We start from the raw sequence: 15,118 nt of genomic DNA, 5'->3' as shown, positions 1-15,118 counted from the left end.
TGAATGGGTGAAATGGGCGCTTACTTGGCGCCCAGGCGCATGGCCGTCAGGGTGTCGCCGGCGGCCAGCAGCACCTTGCTCAGGATCGCTTCGAGGGTGGCCAGCTCACTGGGCTCGAGCACACCGACCAGCTCGTTCATCGCCGCAGCGCCGATCTGTGGCAGCAGGTCGGCGAGCTTCTGGCCTTCTTCGCTCAGACCCAGGCGAATCTGCCGACGGTCGTCCGGGCAACGGCGGCGGATGATCAGGTCTTTCTGTTCGAGACGGTCGAGCATGCGCGTCATCGAGCCGCTGTCCACCGACAGGTAGCGGCACAGCTCGGCCGGGGTGTCGACGCCGTATTGGGCGACGATGATCAGCACCTTGAACTGCGCGGCAGTCACGCCGTAAGGCTGCATGTGGCTGTCGATGATGCGGTCCTTGACCAGCGCGGTGCGGCCCAGAAGCATGCCGAGGGTGCAGTTCTGGAAGTTTTCCGGGGTGTAATGCTGCATGGACACAGATACCTGCTTAGGCAGTAAGTTACATAATGTTACTGCTTAGGCAGCTAACGTCAAGGCATTAATTAGCTAGCTTATTATTTTGTCGATAGAAGGCAATCGCGGGGCAAGTCGGGTCGCCGCACCGCGATCAGGCATTCAAAAGAAGTGAATAATCAAACCGGCACGCCGCTATGAAAACGGAACTCTTCATCCGGGCTGCTGATCAGGTCGGCCTCGACCGCCCTGACCTTCTCCACCACCCGCTCGATATCTGCGCCATCGCCGTATTGATGGGCAAGCTTGAGGTAACCCTGATAATGCCGCGCTTCGCTGTTGAGCAGGCCGTGATAGAACTTGCCCAGCTCTTCATCCAGGTGCGGCACCAGGGCGGCAAAGCGCTCGCAACTGCGCGCCTCGATAAAGGCGCCGACCACCAGGGTGTCGACCAGCTTCACCGGCTCGTGGGTGCGCACCACCCGGCGCAGGCCCGAGGCATAGCGCCCGGCCGACAACGGCCGCAGGGCGATCTTGCGCCGCTTCATCAGGCGCAGTACCTGCTCATGGTGCACCAGCTCTTCGCGGGCCAGGCGCGACATCATGTTGATCAGGTCCAGGTGCGTGTTGTACTTGGCCATCAGGCTCAGCGCGGTGCTGGCAGCCTTGAACTCGCAGTTCTTGTGATCGATCAGCAGGGTTTCCTGGTCGGCGAGCGCCGCCTGGACCCAGGCATCAGGGGTACGGCAACCAAGGAAGGCTTCGATTTCAGGGATAAGGGACATAGGCTCACAAACAGGCAGGGCAAACGGCAAGACCGGCGATTATACCGGCAGCAGCGCCGATCACCAGTGAACTATGCTTGATACATATCAACGCCCGGTGCAGTTGGCGCCGACTATAGTCAGGCATTGGCCGCCATTTATGAAGGGAGTTCACGCTCATGCAAGAAGTACGCAGCATCCTGGTGGTACTGGATCCCGATCACGCTCACAGCCGGGCGCTGACCCGGGCCAAACTGATCGCCGGGGTCACCGGCGCGCGCCTGCACTTGCTGATGTGCGACAAGAAACACGACCACAGCGCCCTGCTCAGCCTGCTGGCCAGCCAGCTGCATGATGACGGCTACAACAACGTAACCCATGAGCAGGCCTGGCACGACACCTTGCACGAGTCGATCGTCAGTGTGCAGCAGGCCGAAGGCTGCGAGCTGGTGATCAAGGAGCATCGCCCGGATAACCCACTCAAGCGCGCCCTGCTCACCCCCAGCGACTGGAAGCTGCTGCGCCAGTGCCCGTGCGCGGTATTGATGGTCAAGAGCGAGCGCCCGTGGACCGGCGGGGTGATTCTTGCCGCAGTCGACGTCGGCAACCACGACGAGGCCCATCGCCTGCTGCACACCAGCATCATCGACCATGGCTACGCGATCGCAAGCCTGGCCAAGGGCGAGCTGCATGTGATCAGCGCCCATCCGTCGCCGATGCTGTCAGCGGCAGACCCGGTGTATCAGCTCAAAGACACCATCGAGCGCAAGTACCGCGAGGAATGCGCAGCGTTCCAGGCCGAGTTCGATATCAGCAATGAGCGCCTGCATGTTGCCGAAGGGCCGGCGGATGTGCTGATTCCCTATACGGCGAAAAAGTACGAAGCGGCGGTGACGGTGATTGGCACCGTGGCCCGTACCGGGATTTCCGGGGCGCTGATCGGCAACACCGCGGAAGTGGTGCTCGATGCGCTGGAGTGTGATGTGCTGGTGCTCAAGACCGAGGAGGTGAAGGTGCAGCTGACGGAACTGGCCAGGGGCTGAGGGCCTCATCGCGGGTCAAGCCCGCTCCTACAGGAGCAGGCTTGACCACCTACCCCAAGGCATCCTTGAGAAAGCCTGGCGCGATATAGCGCTGGTAATGCGCTTCAGACAGCAGGAAGAATTCCCGATCAATGGCATCGCGCAGCTCGGGCAATTCCCAGTCGCGAAACTCCGGCAGCAGCACCATGCCGTAAGCCTCCAGCTCACGGATCACCCGTGCGCCGCGGGCAATCAGTTGATAAGCCCAGCAATATTCGGACTGATGCGCTACGAAGCGGACCTTGCGCAGCTCCAGTTGCTGGCGCAGGCGCGTGGCATCAAAGACTTCAAGTTTGGCCACCATGACCTGCACCAGCAATTGCTCCAGGCGCAGCCACACCGCACGCTTCTCATCTTCGTTGTAGCCGTTCCAGTTGATCACTTCATGGTGAAAACGCTTGCAGCCACGGCACACCAAGTCCCCGTAAACCGTGGAACAGAGGCCGACGCAAGGCGTTTTAATTGACTGATTGGACATGAAAAAACCGACAGCTTGGCGGTGGAACAGGCTGCCATGTTAGCCCTTTGTCTAACGAGGGTCACCCGCTAAAGTCATCCAGCGCGCCTTACCTTTATCGACTTTTTACCGTAGAATCATCCGGCCTTTTTAAGGCAGCAATGTCCGTTAGAAGCTGTTTTCAAAGCGTCACGAGCACAGTTCATCCGGTAGAACGGCGTTGGCCCGGGATATTCGCTTCGCGCATGTCCCGCGCCAGCCCTCATCAGCCTCCGTTCTACAGGCGTAAAACTTTGAAAGCAGCTTCTGTAAGGATTTCCTGCAACCCTGGCTACGCGGCCCAAGAAGCCGTATTGCGCATGGCTGCCGGAATTTCTGGATGAGCGTCCCGGACACCCATTTGGGACCACTGATGAGGGTAATAACTGTGCTTGAAGCCTACCGCAAACACATCGAAGAGCGTGCCGCCCAGGGTATCGTGCCCCAGCCGCTTAACGCCGAACAAACCGCAGGCCTGGTCGAGCTGCTGAAGAATCCCCCTGCTGGCGAAGAAGCAGTCCTCGTCGACCTGATCACCAATCGCGTTCCACCAGGAGTGGACGAAGCCGCCTACGTCAAGGCCGGTTTCCTTTCCGCCATCGCCAAAGGCGAAGCCACCTCGCCGCTGATCGACAAGAAGCGCGCCGTTGAGCTGCTGGGCACCATGCAGGGCGGCTACAACATCGCCACCATGGTCGAGCTGCTGGACAACGCCGAACTGGCCCCTGTGGCCGCCGAACAGCTCAAGCACACCCTGCTGATGTTCGATGCCTTCCACGACGTCGCCGAAAAAGCCAAGGCGGGCAATGCCCACGCCAAGGCCGTGCTGGAATCCTGGGCCGCCGGTGAGTGGTTCACCAGCAAGCCAGCCATCGCTGACAAGTACAGCCTGACCGTGTTCAAGGTCCCTGGCGAAACCAACACCGACGACCTGTCCCCTGCCCCGGACGCCTGGTCGCGCCCTGACATCCCGCTGCACGCCCTGGCCATGCTGAAAATGGCCCGTGACGGCATCGTGCCTGAGCAACAAGGCGCCATCGGCCCGCTCAAGCAGATCGAAGAAGTCAAAGCCAAAGGCTTCCCGGTTGCCTACGTCGGTGACGTGGTCGGTACCGGTTCCTCGCGTAAATCCGCCACCAACTCGGTGCTGTGGTTCTTCGGCGACGACATCCCGTACGTACCGAACAAACGCGCTGGCGGCTTCTGCTTCGGTTCGAAAATCGCCCCGATCTTCTACAACACCATGGAAGACGCCGGCGCCCTGCCGATCGAGTTCGACGTGTCGAACCTGAACATGGGCGACGTCATCGACGTTTACCCGCACGCTGGCAAAGTCTGCAAGCACGGCACCGAAGACGTCATCACCACCTTCGAACTGAAGACCCCGGTGCTGCTCGACGAAGTCCGCGCTGGCGGCCGTATCCCGCTGATCGTCGGCCGTGGCCTGACCGAGAAAGCCCGCGCCGAGCTGGGCCTGGGCCCAACCGACCTGTTCAAGCTGCCTGAAGCACCTGTCGACACCGGCAAGGGCTACACCCTGGCACAGAAGATGGTCGGTAAAGCCTGCGGCCTGCCGGAAGGCAAAGGCGTGCGTCCAGGCACCTACTGCGAACCGAAGATGACCACCGTCGGCTCCCAGGACACCACTGGCCCGATGACCCGTGACGAACTGAAAGACCTGGCGTGCCTGGGCTTCTCCGCCGACCTGGTCATGCAGTCGTTCTGCCACACCGCGGCCTATCCAAAGCCGATCGACGTCACCACCCACCACACCCTGCCGGATTTCATCCGCACCCGTGGCGGCGTGTCCCTGCGTCCAGGCGACGGCATCATCCACAGCTGGCTGAACCGCATGCTGCTGCCGGACACCGTCGGTACCGGTGGTGACTCGCACACCCGCTTCCCGATCGGCATCTCGTTCCCTGCAGGTTCCGGCCTGGTCGCCTTCGCCGCGGCCACCGGCGTCATGCCGCTGGACATGCCGGAGTCGGTACTGGTGCGCTTCAAGGGCAAGCTGCAGCCAGGCATCACCCTGCGTGACCTGGTCCATGCCATCCCTTACTATGGCATCCAGAAAGGCCTGCTGACCGTCGAGAAGAAAGGCAAGATCAACGCCTTCTCCGGCCGCATCCTGGAAATCGAAGGCCTGGACGAGCTGACCGTCGAGCAAGCGTTCGAACTGTCCGACGCCTCGGCCGAACGTTCGGCTGCCGGTTGCACCATCAAGCTGCCGGAAAAAGCCGTTGCCGAGTACCTGAAGTCGAACATCACCCTGCTGCGCTGGATGATCAGCGAAGGCTACGGCGATGCCCGCACCATGGAACGCCGCGCGCAAGCGATGGAAGCCTGGCTGGCCAACCCGCAACTGCTGGCTGCCGACAAGGACGCCGAATACGCCGAGATCATCGAGATTGACCTGGCCGACGTCAAAGAGCCTGTACTCTGCGCCCCGAACGACCCGGACGACGCCCGTCTGCTGTCCTCGGTACAGGGCGAGAAGATCGACGAAGTGTTCATCGGTTCGTGCATGACCAACATCGGTCACTTCCGCGCTGCCGGCAAGCTGCTGGACAAGGTCAAAGGCTCGATCCCGACCCGTCTGTGGCTGTCGCCGCCCACCAAGATGGACGCTCACCAGCTGACCGAAGAAGGCTACTACGGCATCTACGGCAAGGCTGGCGCGCGCATGGAAATGCCGGGCTGCTCGCTGTGCATGGGTAACCAGGCACGCGTTGCGGCGAACTCGACCGTAGTGTCGACTTCGACCCGTAACTTCCCGAACCGTCTGGGTGATGGCGCCAACGTCTACCTGGCCTCTGCCGAGCTGGCCGCTGTTGCCTCGATCCTGGGCAAGCTGCCAACCGTCGAAGAGTACATGGAGTACGCGAAGAACATCGACAGCATGGCTGCCGACGTTTACCGCTACCTGAGCTTCGACCAGATCGCCGAGTTCCGTGAAGCCGCTGCGAACGCCAAGATCCCGGTTGTTCAAGCCTAAGCTGACTTAGCGTTAAAAAAACCCCGCCAATTGGCGGGGTTTTTTATTGAGCCTTGTAGGAGCGGGCTTGCCCCGTGATGAGGCCCTCAGATCACAAACAAATCCACAAACCGCTGCACTGCCGTCGCTTCAAGCGCCTGCTGGTCCTTGCACAGGGCAAATATCTGCGCCGAACGCTGCCCGGTAAACCGCGTCGCCAGGTTGGCCTTGAACTTCTCTTCCAGTAGCGGAATGCCCTCGGCCCGGCGCCGGCGATGGCCGATCGGGTACTCCACCACCACCTGCTCGGTACTCGAACCATCGTTGAAGAACACCTGCACAGCATTGGCGATCGAACGCTTGTCGGCCTCCAGGTACTCGCGGGTGAATCGCGGCTCTTCGACGATCTCCATCTTCTCGCGCAGACGGTCAATGATCGGGTGCGCAGCATGGAAATCATCTTCGTACTGCTCGGCCACCAGGTTGCCGAAAATCAGCGGCACGGCGGTCATGTACTGGATGCAGTGATCACGGTCAGCGGCATTGGCCAGGGTGCCAACCTTGGAGATGATGCGGATCGCCGACTCATGGGTGGTAATGACGATACGCTCGATTTCATGCAGGCGGTTGCGCACCTGCGGGTGCAAGGTGACTGCCGCTTCGCAGGCAGTCTGGGCATGGAATTCGGCCGGGAAGCTGATCTTGAACAGCACGTTTTCCATCACGTAGCTTGCGTACTTCTGACTCAGGCTGAAAGCACGTTTGCCTTCAGGTTTGAGCGCCAGGTCCTTGTTGGTGTGGCTGAACAGCACGTCATAAAAGCCCCACTGCGGCGCCGTCAGCACCCCGGGGATACCCATCTCGCCACGCAGGGCGATATCGGCCAGGCGCACGCCACGGCTGGAGGCATCGCCCGCCGCCCAGGACTTGCGCGAGCCGGCGTTCGGCGCATGGCGATAAGTACGCAACGCCTGCCCATCGACAAAGGCGTGGGACAACGCCGCCAGCAGCTGTTCGCGATTGGCGCCCATGAGCTTGGCGCACACCGCGGTCGAGGCGACCTTGACCAGCAACACATGATCAAGGCCAACGCGGTTGAAGGAGTTTTCCAGGGCAATCACACCCTGGATCTCATGAGCCATGACCATCGCCTCAAGCACTACGCGCATGCTCAGCGGCGCTTCGCCATTGGCCACGCGTTTTTGCGAGAGGTGATCGGCGACGGCCAGGATACCGCCGAGGTTGTCCGAGGGGTGGCCCCATTCGGCAGCCAGCCAGGTGTCGTTGTAATCGAGCCAACGGACGATGCAACCGATGTCCCAGGCGGCCTTGACCGGGTCCAGGCGGTAGCGGGTACCTGGCACCCGCGCACCGAACGGCACCACCGTGCCCTCCACCAGCGGCCCCAGGTGCTTGGTGCATTCCGGGAAGCGCAGGGCCAGCAGGCCGCAGCCCAGGGTGTCCATCAGGCAGTTGCGCGCGGTGTCCAGCGCCTCCTGCGACTCGACCTTGTAGCCGAGGACGTAATCGGCGATGTCCTGCAGCACCCGGTCGTAGTCGGGACGGTTGTTCAGATCAACGTTGGCACTCATTTCACATCTCTCTGTTGACGTAGGTAACAGGGAGCCAAGCGCCGCTACTGGTTAGAAGGCATCACCGGGTACCCGTACCCAGCCCTCCATCAGTACGCGAGCGCTGCGGCTCATGATTGCTTTGGTGACAGTCCACTCACCGTTCACCTGGCGGGCTTCGGCGCCGACGCGCAGGGTGCCCGAGGGGTGACCGAAACGTACGGCCGTGCGCTCGCCACCACCGGCGGCGAGGTTGACCAGGGTGTCAGGCACTGCCGCGGCAGTACCAATGGCAACCGCAGCGGTGCCCATCATGGCGTGGTGCAGCTTGCCCATGGACAGCGCCCGTACCAATAGATCAACGTCGCCGGCGGCCACGGCTTTACCACTGGATGACTGATAAGCCGCCGCTGGCGCGACAAAGGCGACTTTCGGTGTGTGCTGGCGCTTGGCGGCCTCGTCGATATGCTCGATCAGGCCCATGCGCACCGCACCATAGGCACGGATGGCTTCGAAACGGGCCAGGGCCTGCGAGTCGCCGTTGATCGCATCCTGCAGCTCGGTACCGGTGTAGCCGAGGGCCTCGGCCTGGATGAAGATGGTCGGGATGCCGGCATTGATCAGCGTGGCTTTCAGGGTGCCGACGCCGGGCACCACCAGGTCATCGACCAGGTTGCCGGTGGGGAACATCGAGCCGCCCTCGCCGTCTTCGTCGGCGGCCGGGTCCATGAATTCGAGCTGCACTTCGGCGGCCGGGAAGGTCACGCCGTCCAGTTCGAAGTCGCCGGTTTCCTGCACTTCACCGTCAGTGATCGGCACGTGGGCAACGATGGTCTTGCCGATATTGGCCTGCCAGATGCGCACCACGGCCACGCCGTTGTGCGGGATGCGGCTGCCGTCGACCAGGCCGGCGCTGATGGCGAACGAACCAACGGCTGCCGAGAGGTTGCCGCAGTTGCCGCTCCAGTCGACGAACGCGGTGTCGATCGAGACCTGGCCGAACAGGTAGTCGACATCATGCTCGGGCTTGATGCTGCGCGAGAGGATCACGGTCTTGCTGGTGCTCGACGTCGCGCCGCCCATGCCGTCGATCTGCTTGCCGTAGGGGTCGGGGCTGCCGATTACCCGCAGCAGCAGCGCGTCGCGGGCCGGGCCCGGGATCTGCGCGCTTTGCGGCAGGTCGTCGAGGCGAAAGAATACGCCCTTGCTGGTGCCGCCACGAATGTAGGTGGCGGGGATTTTGATCTGGGGTACGTGAGCCATGGCTGAGTTGTCCTGTGAGTGCTTTGGGGGAGCTATCGCGGGTCAAGCCCGCTCCCACAGTTCAGTGGGAGCGGGCTTGACCCGCGATGAGGCCCTACCTCAAACCGCGACCGCCGATTCGAGGAAGTCCTGGGCAAAGCGCTGCAGCACCCCGCCCGCTTCGTAGATCGAGACTTCTTCGGCGGTATCCAGGCGGCAGGTCACCGGCACTTCGACACGCTCACCGTTGGCCCGGGTGATGACCAGGGTCAGGGTCGCCCGCGGGGTGCGCTCACCGAGCACGTCGAAGGTTTCAGTGCCGTCGATGCCCAGGGTCTTGCGGTTGACGCCCGCCTTGAACTCCAGCGGCAACACGCCCATGCCCACCAGGTTGGTACGGTGGATACGCTCGAAGCCTTCGGCGACGATGGCCTCGACACCGGCCAAGCGCACGCCCTTGGCCGCCCAGTCACGGGACGAGCCCTGGCCGTAGTCGGCACCGGCAACGATGATCAGCGGCTGTTTGCGCTGCATGTAGGTTTCGATCGCCTCCCACATGCGCGTGACCTTGCCTTCCGGCTCGAGGCGCGCCAGCGAACCCTGCTTGACCTTGCCGTTTTCCTGGACCATTTCGTTGAACAGTTTCGGGTTGGCAAAGGTTGCGCGCTGAGCGGTCAGATGGTCACCACGGTGGGTCGCGTAGGAGTTGAAGTCTTCCTCCGGCAGGCCCATTTTCGCCAGGTATTCACCGGCGGCGCTGTCGAGCATGATGGCGTTGGACGGCGACAGGTGGTCGGTGGTGATGTTGTCCGGCAGCACCGCCAGCGGGCGCATGCCCTTGAGCGTGCGCTCGCCGGCCAGGGCGCCTTCCCAGTACGGCGGGCGGCGGATGTAGGTGCTCATCGGGCGCCAGTCGTACAGCGGGGTGACCTTGGGCCCTGTGTCTTCCTGCACGGCGAACATCGGGATGTACACCTGGCGGAACTGCTCGGGCTTGACCGCGGCCTTGACCACCGCGTCGATCTCTTCGTCGCTTGGCCAGATGTCTTTCAGGCGGATTTCCTTGCCGTCGACCACGCCCAGCACGTCCTTCTCGATGTCGAAACGGATGGTGCCGGCAATCGCGTAGGCCACCACCAGCGGCGGCGACGCCAGGAACGCCTGCTTGGCGTATGGGTGAATCCGCCCGTCGAAGTTGCGGTTGCCCGAGAGCACGGCGGTGGCGTACAGGTCGCGGTCGATGATTTCCTGCTGTATCAGCGGATCCAGCGCGCCAGACATACCGTTACAGGTGGTGCAGGCAAAGGCGACGATGCCAAAACCGAGCTGCTCCAGCTCGTCATCCAGGCCCGCCTCTTTCAGGTACAGGGCGACGGTTTTGGAACCCGGTGCCAGCGAAGACTTGACCCACGGCTTGCGCACCAGGCCCAGCTTGTTGGCGTTGCGCGCAAGCAAACCGGCGGCAATCACGTTGCGCGGGTTGCTGGTGTTGGTGCAACTGGTGATGGCAGCGATGATCACCGCGCCATCGGGCATTTGCCCCGGTACTTCCTCCCACTGGCCGGCGATGCCCTTGCTCGCCAGGTCGCTGGTGGCGACCCGGGCGTGCGGGTTGGACGGCCCGGCCATGTTGCGCACGACGCTGGACAGGTCAAAACGCAGCACTCGCTCGTACTCGGCGTTGGCCAGGCTGTCGGACCAGAGGCCTGCGACCTTGGCGTAGGTTTCTACCAGCTTGACCTGCTGGTCTTCACGGCCGGTGAGCTTGAGGTAGTCGATGGTCTGCTGGTCGATCGAGAACATCGCCGCGGTGGCGCCGTATTCCGGGGCCATGTTGGAGATGGTCGCGCGGTCGCCCAGGGTCAGGGCGCGAGCGCCTTCGCCGTAGAATTCAAGGTAGGCGCCAACGACCTTTTCCTTGCGCAGGAATTCGGTCAGGGCCAGTACCACGTCGGTGGCGGTGATGCCCGGCTGCGGCTTGCCCGAAAGCTCGACGCCGACGATCTCCGGCAGGCGCATCCACGAGGCACGGCCGAGCATGACGTTTTCGGCCTCAAGGCCGCCGACGCCGATGGCGATCACGCCCAGGGCATCGACGTGCGGGGTGTGGCTGTCGGTGCCGACGCAGGTATCCGGGTAGGCCACGCCGCGCTCGGCATGGATCACCGGCGACATTTTCTCCAGGTTGATCTGGTGCATGATGCCGTTGCCTGGCTGAATCACGTCGACGTTCTTGAACGCCTTTTTGGTCCAGTTGATGAAGTGGAAACGGTCTTCGTTGCGGCGGTCTTCAATGGCGCGGTTCTTCTCGAACGCCTGCGGGTCGAAACCACCGCATTCCACCGCCAGGGAGTGGTCGACGATCAGTTGCACCGGCACCACCGGGTTGACCTGGGCAGGGTCACCGCCGCCTTCGGCGATGGCGTCGCGCAGGCCGGCGAGGTCGACCAGCGCGGTCTGGCCAAGAATGTCGTGGCACACCACACGGGCCGGGAACCAGGGGAAGTCGAGGTCGCGCTTGCGCTCGATCAGCTGGCCCAGCGAAGCATTGAGGCTGGCCGGGTCGCAGCGGCGCACAAGGTTTTCCGCCAGCACCCGCGAGGTATAGGGAAGACGGTCATAGGCGCCGGGCTTGATCGCATCGACAGCCGCGCGGGCGTCGAAATAATCCAGGCCAGTGCCCGGCAGGTTCTTGCGAAATTCACTATTCATGGCACAGGGACTCAATCACGGTAAGGTCGAAAGCCAGCTACAAGCCCCAAGCCACTAGCGGCAAGCAAAGCAGATGAGTGGTGCGTCAGCATTTACTGCCGGGGCACATCCCTGCTGTTACTTGCAGCTTGGCGCTTCAAGCTTGCAGCTCGGCCTGGTCTCAGCGTTGTTCGATTGGCACGAACTTGCGCTGTTCGACGCCGGTGTACTCGGCGCTCGGGCGGATGATGCGGTTGTTGGCACGCTGTTCGAACACATGCGCCGCCCAGCCGGTCAGGCGCGAGCAGACGAAGATCGGGGTGAACAGCTTGGTCGGGATGCCCATGAAGTGGTACGCCGAGGCATGGTAGAAGTCGGCGTTGGGGAACAGTTTCTTCTGCTCCCACATGGTCTTGTCGATGGCTTCGGACACCGGGTACAGCACGGTATCGCCCACCTCGTCCGCCAGCTTCTTCGACCAGGCCTTGATCACTTCGTTACGCGGGTCGGACTCTTTGTAGATGGCATGGCCAAAGCCCATGATCTTGTCCTTGCGCGCGAGCATCTGCAGCAGCTCGGTGACCGCTTCCTGCGGGCTCTGGAAGCGCTCGATCAGCTCCATCGCCGCTTCGTTGGCGCCGCCATGCAACGGGCCGCGCAGCGAGCCGATGGCGGCGGTGACGCAGGAGTACAGGTCGGACAGGGTCGAGGCACAAACCCGCGCGGTGAAGGTCGAGGCGTTGAATTCGTGCTCGGCGTAAAGAATCAGCGAGACGTTCATCACCTTGACGTGCAGCTCGCTCGGCTTCTTGCCGTGCAGCAGGTGCAGGAAGTGGCCGCCGAGGGTGTCTTCGTCGCTGCTGCAGTCGATGCGCACGCCATGGTGGCTGAAGCGGTACCAATAGCACATCACCGCCGGGAACAGCGCCAGCAGGCGATCGGTCTTGTCGTGCTGCTGCGCAAAGGTCAGCTCCTGCTCCAGGGTGCCGAGCACCGAGCAACCGGTACGCATGACATCCATCGGGTGGGCGTTGGCCGGAATGCGCTCAAGCACTTCCTTGAGGGCCTGCGGCAGGTCGCGCAGGGTTTTCAGCTTTTGCTGGTACTCGGCCAGCTGCGCCTTGCTTGGCAGCTCGCCGTACAGCAGCAGGTAGGCGACTTCTTCAAACAGCGCGTGCTCGGCCAGGTCGCGCACGTCGTAACCACGGTAGGTCAGGCCGGCACCGGCCTGGCCCACGGTCGACAGTGCGGTTTGCCCGGCCACTTGACCACGCAGGCCGGCACCGCTGAGTACTTTTGCTTCGGCCATTGTCTTTCTCCACTTTTGAAATTGTTATGGAATCTTGGCTAATCGCGGGGCAAGCCCGCTTCTACAGGTTCGAGCATTCAGCCCTTTTTCTGGGCGAACAGGGCGTCGAGCTTCTGCTCGAACACGTGGTAGTTGATGGCGTCGTACAGTTCCATGCGAGTCTGCATGGTGTCGATGACGTTTTTCTGCGTGCCGTCGCGGCGCAGCGCGGTGTAGACGTTTTCCGCGGCCTTGTTCATGGCGCGGAAGGCCGACAGCGGGTACAGCACCAGCGAGACATCGACCGAGGCCAGCTCTTCGGTGGTGTACAAAGGCGTCGCGCCGAATTCGGTGATGTTGGCGAGGATCGGGGCTTTGACCCGGTCGGCAAAGGTCTTGTACATCGAAAGCTCGGTGATGGCTTCCGGGAAGACCATGTCGGCGCCGGCTTCGATGCAGGCGGCAGCGCGATCCAGGGCCGCTTCCAGGCCTTCAACGGCCAGGGCGTCGGTACGCGCCATGATCACGAAGCTGTCGTCGGTACGGGCATCAACGGCGGCCTTGATGCGGTCGACCATCTCCTGCTGGGTGACGATCTCCTTGTTCGGGCGGTGGCCGCAGCGCTTGGCGCCGACCTGGTCTTCGATATGAATGGCGGCAGCGCCGAACTTGATCATCGACTTGACCGTACGGGCGACGTTGAACGCCGAGGAGCCAAAACCGGTATCGACGTCGACCAGCAGCGGCAGGTCGCAGACGTCGGTGATGCGCCGTACGTCGGTCAGCACGTCGTCCAGGCCACTGATGCCCAGGTCAGGCAGGCCCAGGGAGCCTGCGGCAACACCGCCACCAGACAGGTAGATGGCCTTGAAACCGGCACGCTGGGCCAGCAGCGCGTGGTTGGCGTTGATCGCACCGACCACCTGCAACGGGTGTTCGGCGGCAACTGCATCGCGAAAGCGCTGGCCGGGACTGCTTTTCTGACTCATGACTCACCTCGTGGGCTGGTAGCGTCCAGATAGTGACGCTCGATGTTGCGTTTGGAGGCGCCGATGTGCCGGCGCATCAAGAGCTCGGCCAGTTCACCGTCACGGTCGGCGATGGCATCGAGAATCCGGTGGTGTTCGGCGAACGCCTGGCGTGGCCGGTTGGGCGTGGCGGAGAACTGGATGCGGTACATGCGCACCAGTTGATACAGCTCGCCGCAGAGCATCTGCACCAGGGTGCGGTTGCCGCTGCCCTGGATGATCCGGTAGTGGAAGTCGAAATCGCCTTCCTGCTGGTAATAGCCCAGGCCGGCCTGGAAGGTGGCGTCGCGCTCGTGGGTGTCGAGCACCCGGCGCAGTTCGTCGATCTCGGCTACGCTCATACGCTCGGCGGCCAGGCGGCAGGCCATGCCTTCGAGGGACTCGCGGATCTCGTACAGCTCGATCAGCTCGGCATGGCTGAGCGACACTACCCGCGCCCCGACATGCGGTACGCGCACCAGCAGGCGCTGGCCTTCCAGGCGGTGGATGGCCTCGCGCAGCGGCCCGCGGCTGATGCCGTAGGTGCGTGCCAGCTCCGGCTCCGAGATCTTGCTGCCGGGGGCGATCTCGCCTTTGACGATGGCCGCCTGGATACGCCGGAAGACGTTTTCCGAGAGGGTTTCGCTGTCGTCTGCCACTGTGCCGGGGGCTTGGGCTGTGTCCAGCATATTGTCGACACCTCATAAATCAATGAGGGCAAAACTAGCTAAATCGGCATGCGGAGTCAAAGACAAAATGAACATTGTCGACAATCGTCTAAGAACGAACTTCAAGGTGTCCGCTGTTGTCTGAGTCCAGCCGCTGGCGCCAGCACACCAGCGTGATAGAATGCCGCGCCTCCCGACGGGGCACGAATAGTGTGTCTGTCATCTGTTTATGCAGGTGCCAGGTAAACGAGGAAGCTTGCGCAGTACTGCCAGTGGCCTTGACCCGAACATCGCACAGCACCGCGCCAGGATTTATGAGACTTACGCCCCTCCCCCTGTTGTTCAGCCTCTGTCTGTTGCCGGCCCTGGGCCAGGCTGCGGAAAAGACCGTGTACGGCCTTAATGAATACGCCCGCCTGGCCGATATCGACCTGGAAGTGGCGGCCAAACTCGACACCGGGGCCAAGACCGCCTCGCTCAGTGCCCGCGACATCAAGCGCTTCAAGCGCGATGGTGAGTCATGGGTGCGCTTCTACCTGGCAATTGACGCTGCCCACTCGCATCCGATAGAACGACCACTGGCCCGCGTCAGCAAGATCAAGCGACGCGCCGGAGATTACGACCCGGACGAAGGCAAGGCCTATACCGCCCGCCCGGTGATTGCCATGAACATCTGCATGGGTACGGCCCTGCGCAGCATCGAAGTGAACCTGACCGACCGCAGCGCGTTCCAGTATCCGCTGCTGATCGGCTCCGAGGCCCTCAAGCACTTCGACGCGCTGGTCGATCCAAGCCTTAAATACGCTGCCGGCAAACCCGCCTGCGCCACTGACGCTCACACCGCAGAGTAATCCTG

At 62.5% G+C, this 15,118-nt stretch carries 12 protein-coding genes; 3 read left to right on the top strand and 9 right to left on the bottom strand.

The features are described from left to right. Window positions 1-20 precede the first annotated feature (20 nt). Window positions 21-494: a MarR family winged helix-turn-helix transcriptional regulator gene (locus tag JYG36_RS10090; RefSeq protein ID WP_093381004.1), complete on the bottom strand. Its 474-nt coding sequence runs from the start codon at window positions 492-494 to the stop codon at window positions 21-23. A 161-nt stretch (window positions 495-655) separates the two neighbouring features. Then, a complete protein-coding gene (locus tag JYG36_RS10085) occupies window positions 656-1,261 on the bottom strand; it encodes a MiaE family protein (protein WP_213603782.1) in 606 nt (201 codons plus the stop codon). A 158-nt stretch (window positions 1,262-1,419) separates the two neighbouring features. Between JYG36_RS10085 and JYG36_RS10080 the strand changes: the two genes are divergently transcribed. Beyond that, window positions 1,420-2,283, top strand: coding sequence for a universal stress protein (locus JYG36_RS10080; protein WP_045194712.1), 864 nt, complete (start codon window positions 1,420-1,422; stop codon window positions 2,281-2,283). A 49-nt stretch (window positions 2,284-2,332) separates the two neighbouring features. Here the strand turns inward: JYG36_RS10080 and JYG36_RS10075 are convergent, their stop codons facing one another. Beyond that, window positions 2,333-2,800: a DUF1289 domain-containing protein gene (locus tag JYG36_RS10075; protein WP_093381002.1), complete on the bottom strand. Its 468-nt coding sequence runs from the start codon at window positions 2,798-2,800 to the stop codon at window positions 2,333-2,335. Between the two features lie 406 nt (window positions 2,801-3,206). Here JYG36_RS10075 and acnB point away from each other — a divergent pair, with 406 nt between their 5' ends. Next, entirely contained in the window at window positions 3,207-5,816 is a 2,610-nt protein-coding gene (acnB, locus tag JYG36_RS10070; RefSeq protein ID WP_045194717.1) for a bifunctional aconitate hydratase 2/2-methylisocitrate dehydratase, read from the top strand. 86 nt (window positions 5,817-5,902) lie between these two features. On the opposite strand, the gene prpD is transcribed toward acnB, so the two are convergent. The 6 genes from prpD to JYG36_RS10040 form a co-directional block, all read right to left on the bottom strand. Continuing rightward, window positions 5,903-7,387, bottom strand: a complete 1,485-nt coding sequence (prpD, locus tag JYG36_RS10065; protein ID WP_045194719.1) for a 2-methylcitrate dehydratase — start codon at window positions 7,385-7,387, stop codon at window positions 5,903-5,905. Window positions 7,388-7,438: 51 nt separating this feature from the next. Further along, window positions 7,439-8,629 (bottom strand): 2-methylaconitate cis-trans isomerase PrpF, encoded by a 1,191-nt coding sequence (prpF, locus tag JYG36_RS10060; protein WP_213603780.1) that lies wholly within the window; start codon window positions 8,627-8,629, stop codon window positions 7,439-7,441. A 99-nt stretch (window positions 8,630-8,728) separates the two neighbouring features. Continuing rightward, window positions 8,729-11,320 carry a Fe/S-dependent 2-methylisocitrate dehydratase AcnD gene (acnD, locus tag JYG36_RS10055; RefSeq protein WP_213603778.1) on the bottom strand — a complete coding sequence of 864 codons (2,592 nt, stop codon included), beginning with the start codon at window positions 11,318-11,320 and terminating at the stop codon, window positions 8,729-8,731. 160 nt (window positions 11,321-11,480) lie between these two features. Then, window positions 11,481-12,608, bottom strand: a complete 1,128-nt coding sequence (prpC, locus tag JYG36_RS10050) for a bifunctional 2-methylcitrate synthase/citrate synthase (RefSeq protein ID WP_213603776.1) — start codon at window positions 12,606-12,608, stop codon at window positions 11,481-11,483. Window positions 12,609-12,685: 77 nt separating this feature from the next. Then, on the bottom strand, window positions 12,686-13,576 hold the full coding sequence (prpB, locus tag JYG36_RS10045) for a methylisocitrate lyase (protein ID WP_045194726.1): 891 nt from the start codon (window positions 13,574-13,576) through the stop codon (window positions 12,686-12,688). After that, window positions 13,573-14,283: a GntR family transcriptional regulator gene (locus JYG36_RS10040; protein WP_045194728.1), complete on the bottom strand. Its 711-nt coding sequence runs from the start codon at window positions 14,281-14,283 to the stop codon at window positions 13,573-13,575. The genes prpB and JYG36_RS10040 overlap by 4 nt, the downstream gene beginning before the upstream one ends. A 293-nt stretch (window positions 14,284-14,576) precedes the next feature. Here JYG36_RS10040 and rloA point away from each other — a divergent pair, with 293 nt between their 5' ends. Beyond that, window positions 14,577-15,113, top strand: coding sequence for a retropepsin-like aspartic peptidase RloA (gene rloA, locus JYG36_RS10035; RefSeq protein WP_213603774.1), 537 nt, complete (start codon window positions 14,577-14,579; stop codon window positions 15,111-15,113). Window positions 15,114-15,118 lie beyond the last annotated feature (5 nt).

The organism is Pseudomonas sp. SORT22 (assembly GCF_018417635.1).
In the GTDB taxonomy this organism is placed as follows: domain Bacteria; phylum Pseudomonadota; class Gammaproteobacteria; order Pseudomonadales; family Pseudomonadaceae; genus Aquipseudomonas.
This window is presented reverse-complemented; position numbering and strand designations above follow the sequence as displayed.

Excerpts from the sequence above, each read along its gene's own strand:
- JYG36_RS10090 (WP_093381004.1), bottom strand. The coding sequence starts at position 494 with ATGCAGCATTACACCCCGGAAAACTTCCAGAACTGCACCCTCGGCATG.
- JYG36_RS10085 (WP_213603782.1), bottom strand. The coding sequence starts at position 1,261 with ATGTCCCTTATCCCTGAAATCGAAGCCTTCCTTGGTTGCCGTACCCCT.
- JYG36_RS10080 (WP_045194712.1), top strand. The coding sequence starts at position 1,420 with ATGCAAGAAGTACGCAGCATCCTGGTGGTACTGGATCCCGATCACGCT.
- JYG36_RS10075 (WP_093381002.1), bottom strand. The coding sequence starts at position 2,800 with ATGTCCAATCAGTCAATTAAAACGCCTTGCGTCGGCCTCTGTTCCACG.
- prpD (WP_045194719.1), bottom strand. The coding sequence starts at position 7,387 with ATGAGTGCCAACGTTGATCTGAACAACCGTCCCGACTACGACCGGGTG.
- prpF (WP_213603780.1), bottom strand. The coding sequence starts at position 8,629 with ATGGCTCACGTACCCCAGATCAAAATCCCCGCCACCTACATTCGTGGC.
- acnD (WP_213603778.1), bottom strand. The coding sequence starts at position 11,320 with ATGAATAGTGAATTTCGCAAGAACCTGCCGGGCACTGGCCTGGATTAT.
- prpC (WP_213603776.1), bottom strand. The coding sequence starts at position 12,608 with ATGGCCGAAGCAAAAGTACTCAGCGGTGCCGGCCTGCGTGGTCAAGTG.
- prpB (WP_045194726.1), bottom strand. The coding sequence starts at position 13,576 with ATGAGTCAGAAAAGCAGTCCCGGCCAGCGCTTTCGCGATGCAGTTGCC.
- JYG36_RS10040 (WP_045194728.1), bottom strand. The coding sequence starts at position 14,283 with ATGCTGGACACAGCCCAAGCCCCCGGCACAGTGGCAGACGACAGCGAA.
- rloA (WP_213603774.1), top strand. The coding sequence starts at position 14,577 with ATGAGACTTACGCCCCTCCCCCTGTTGTTCAGCCTCTGTCTGTTGCCG.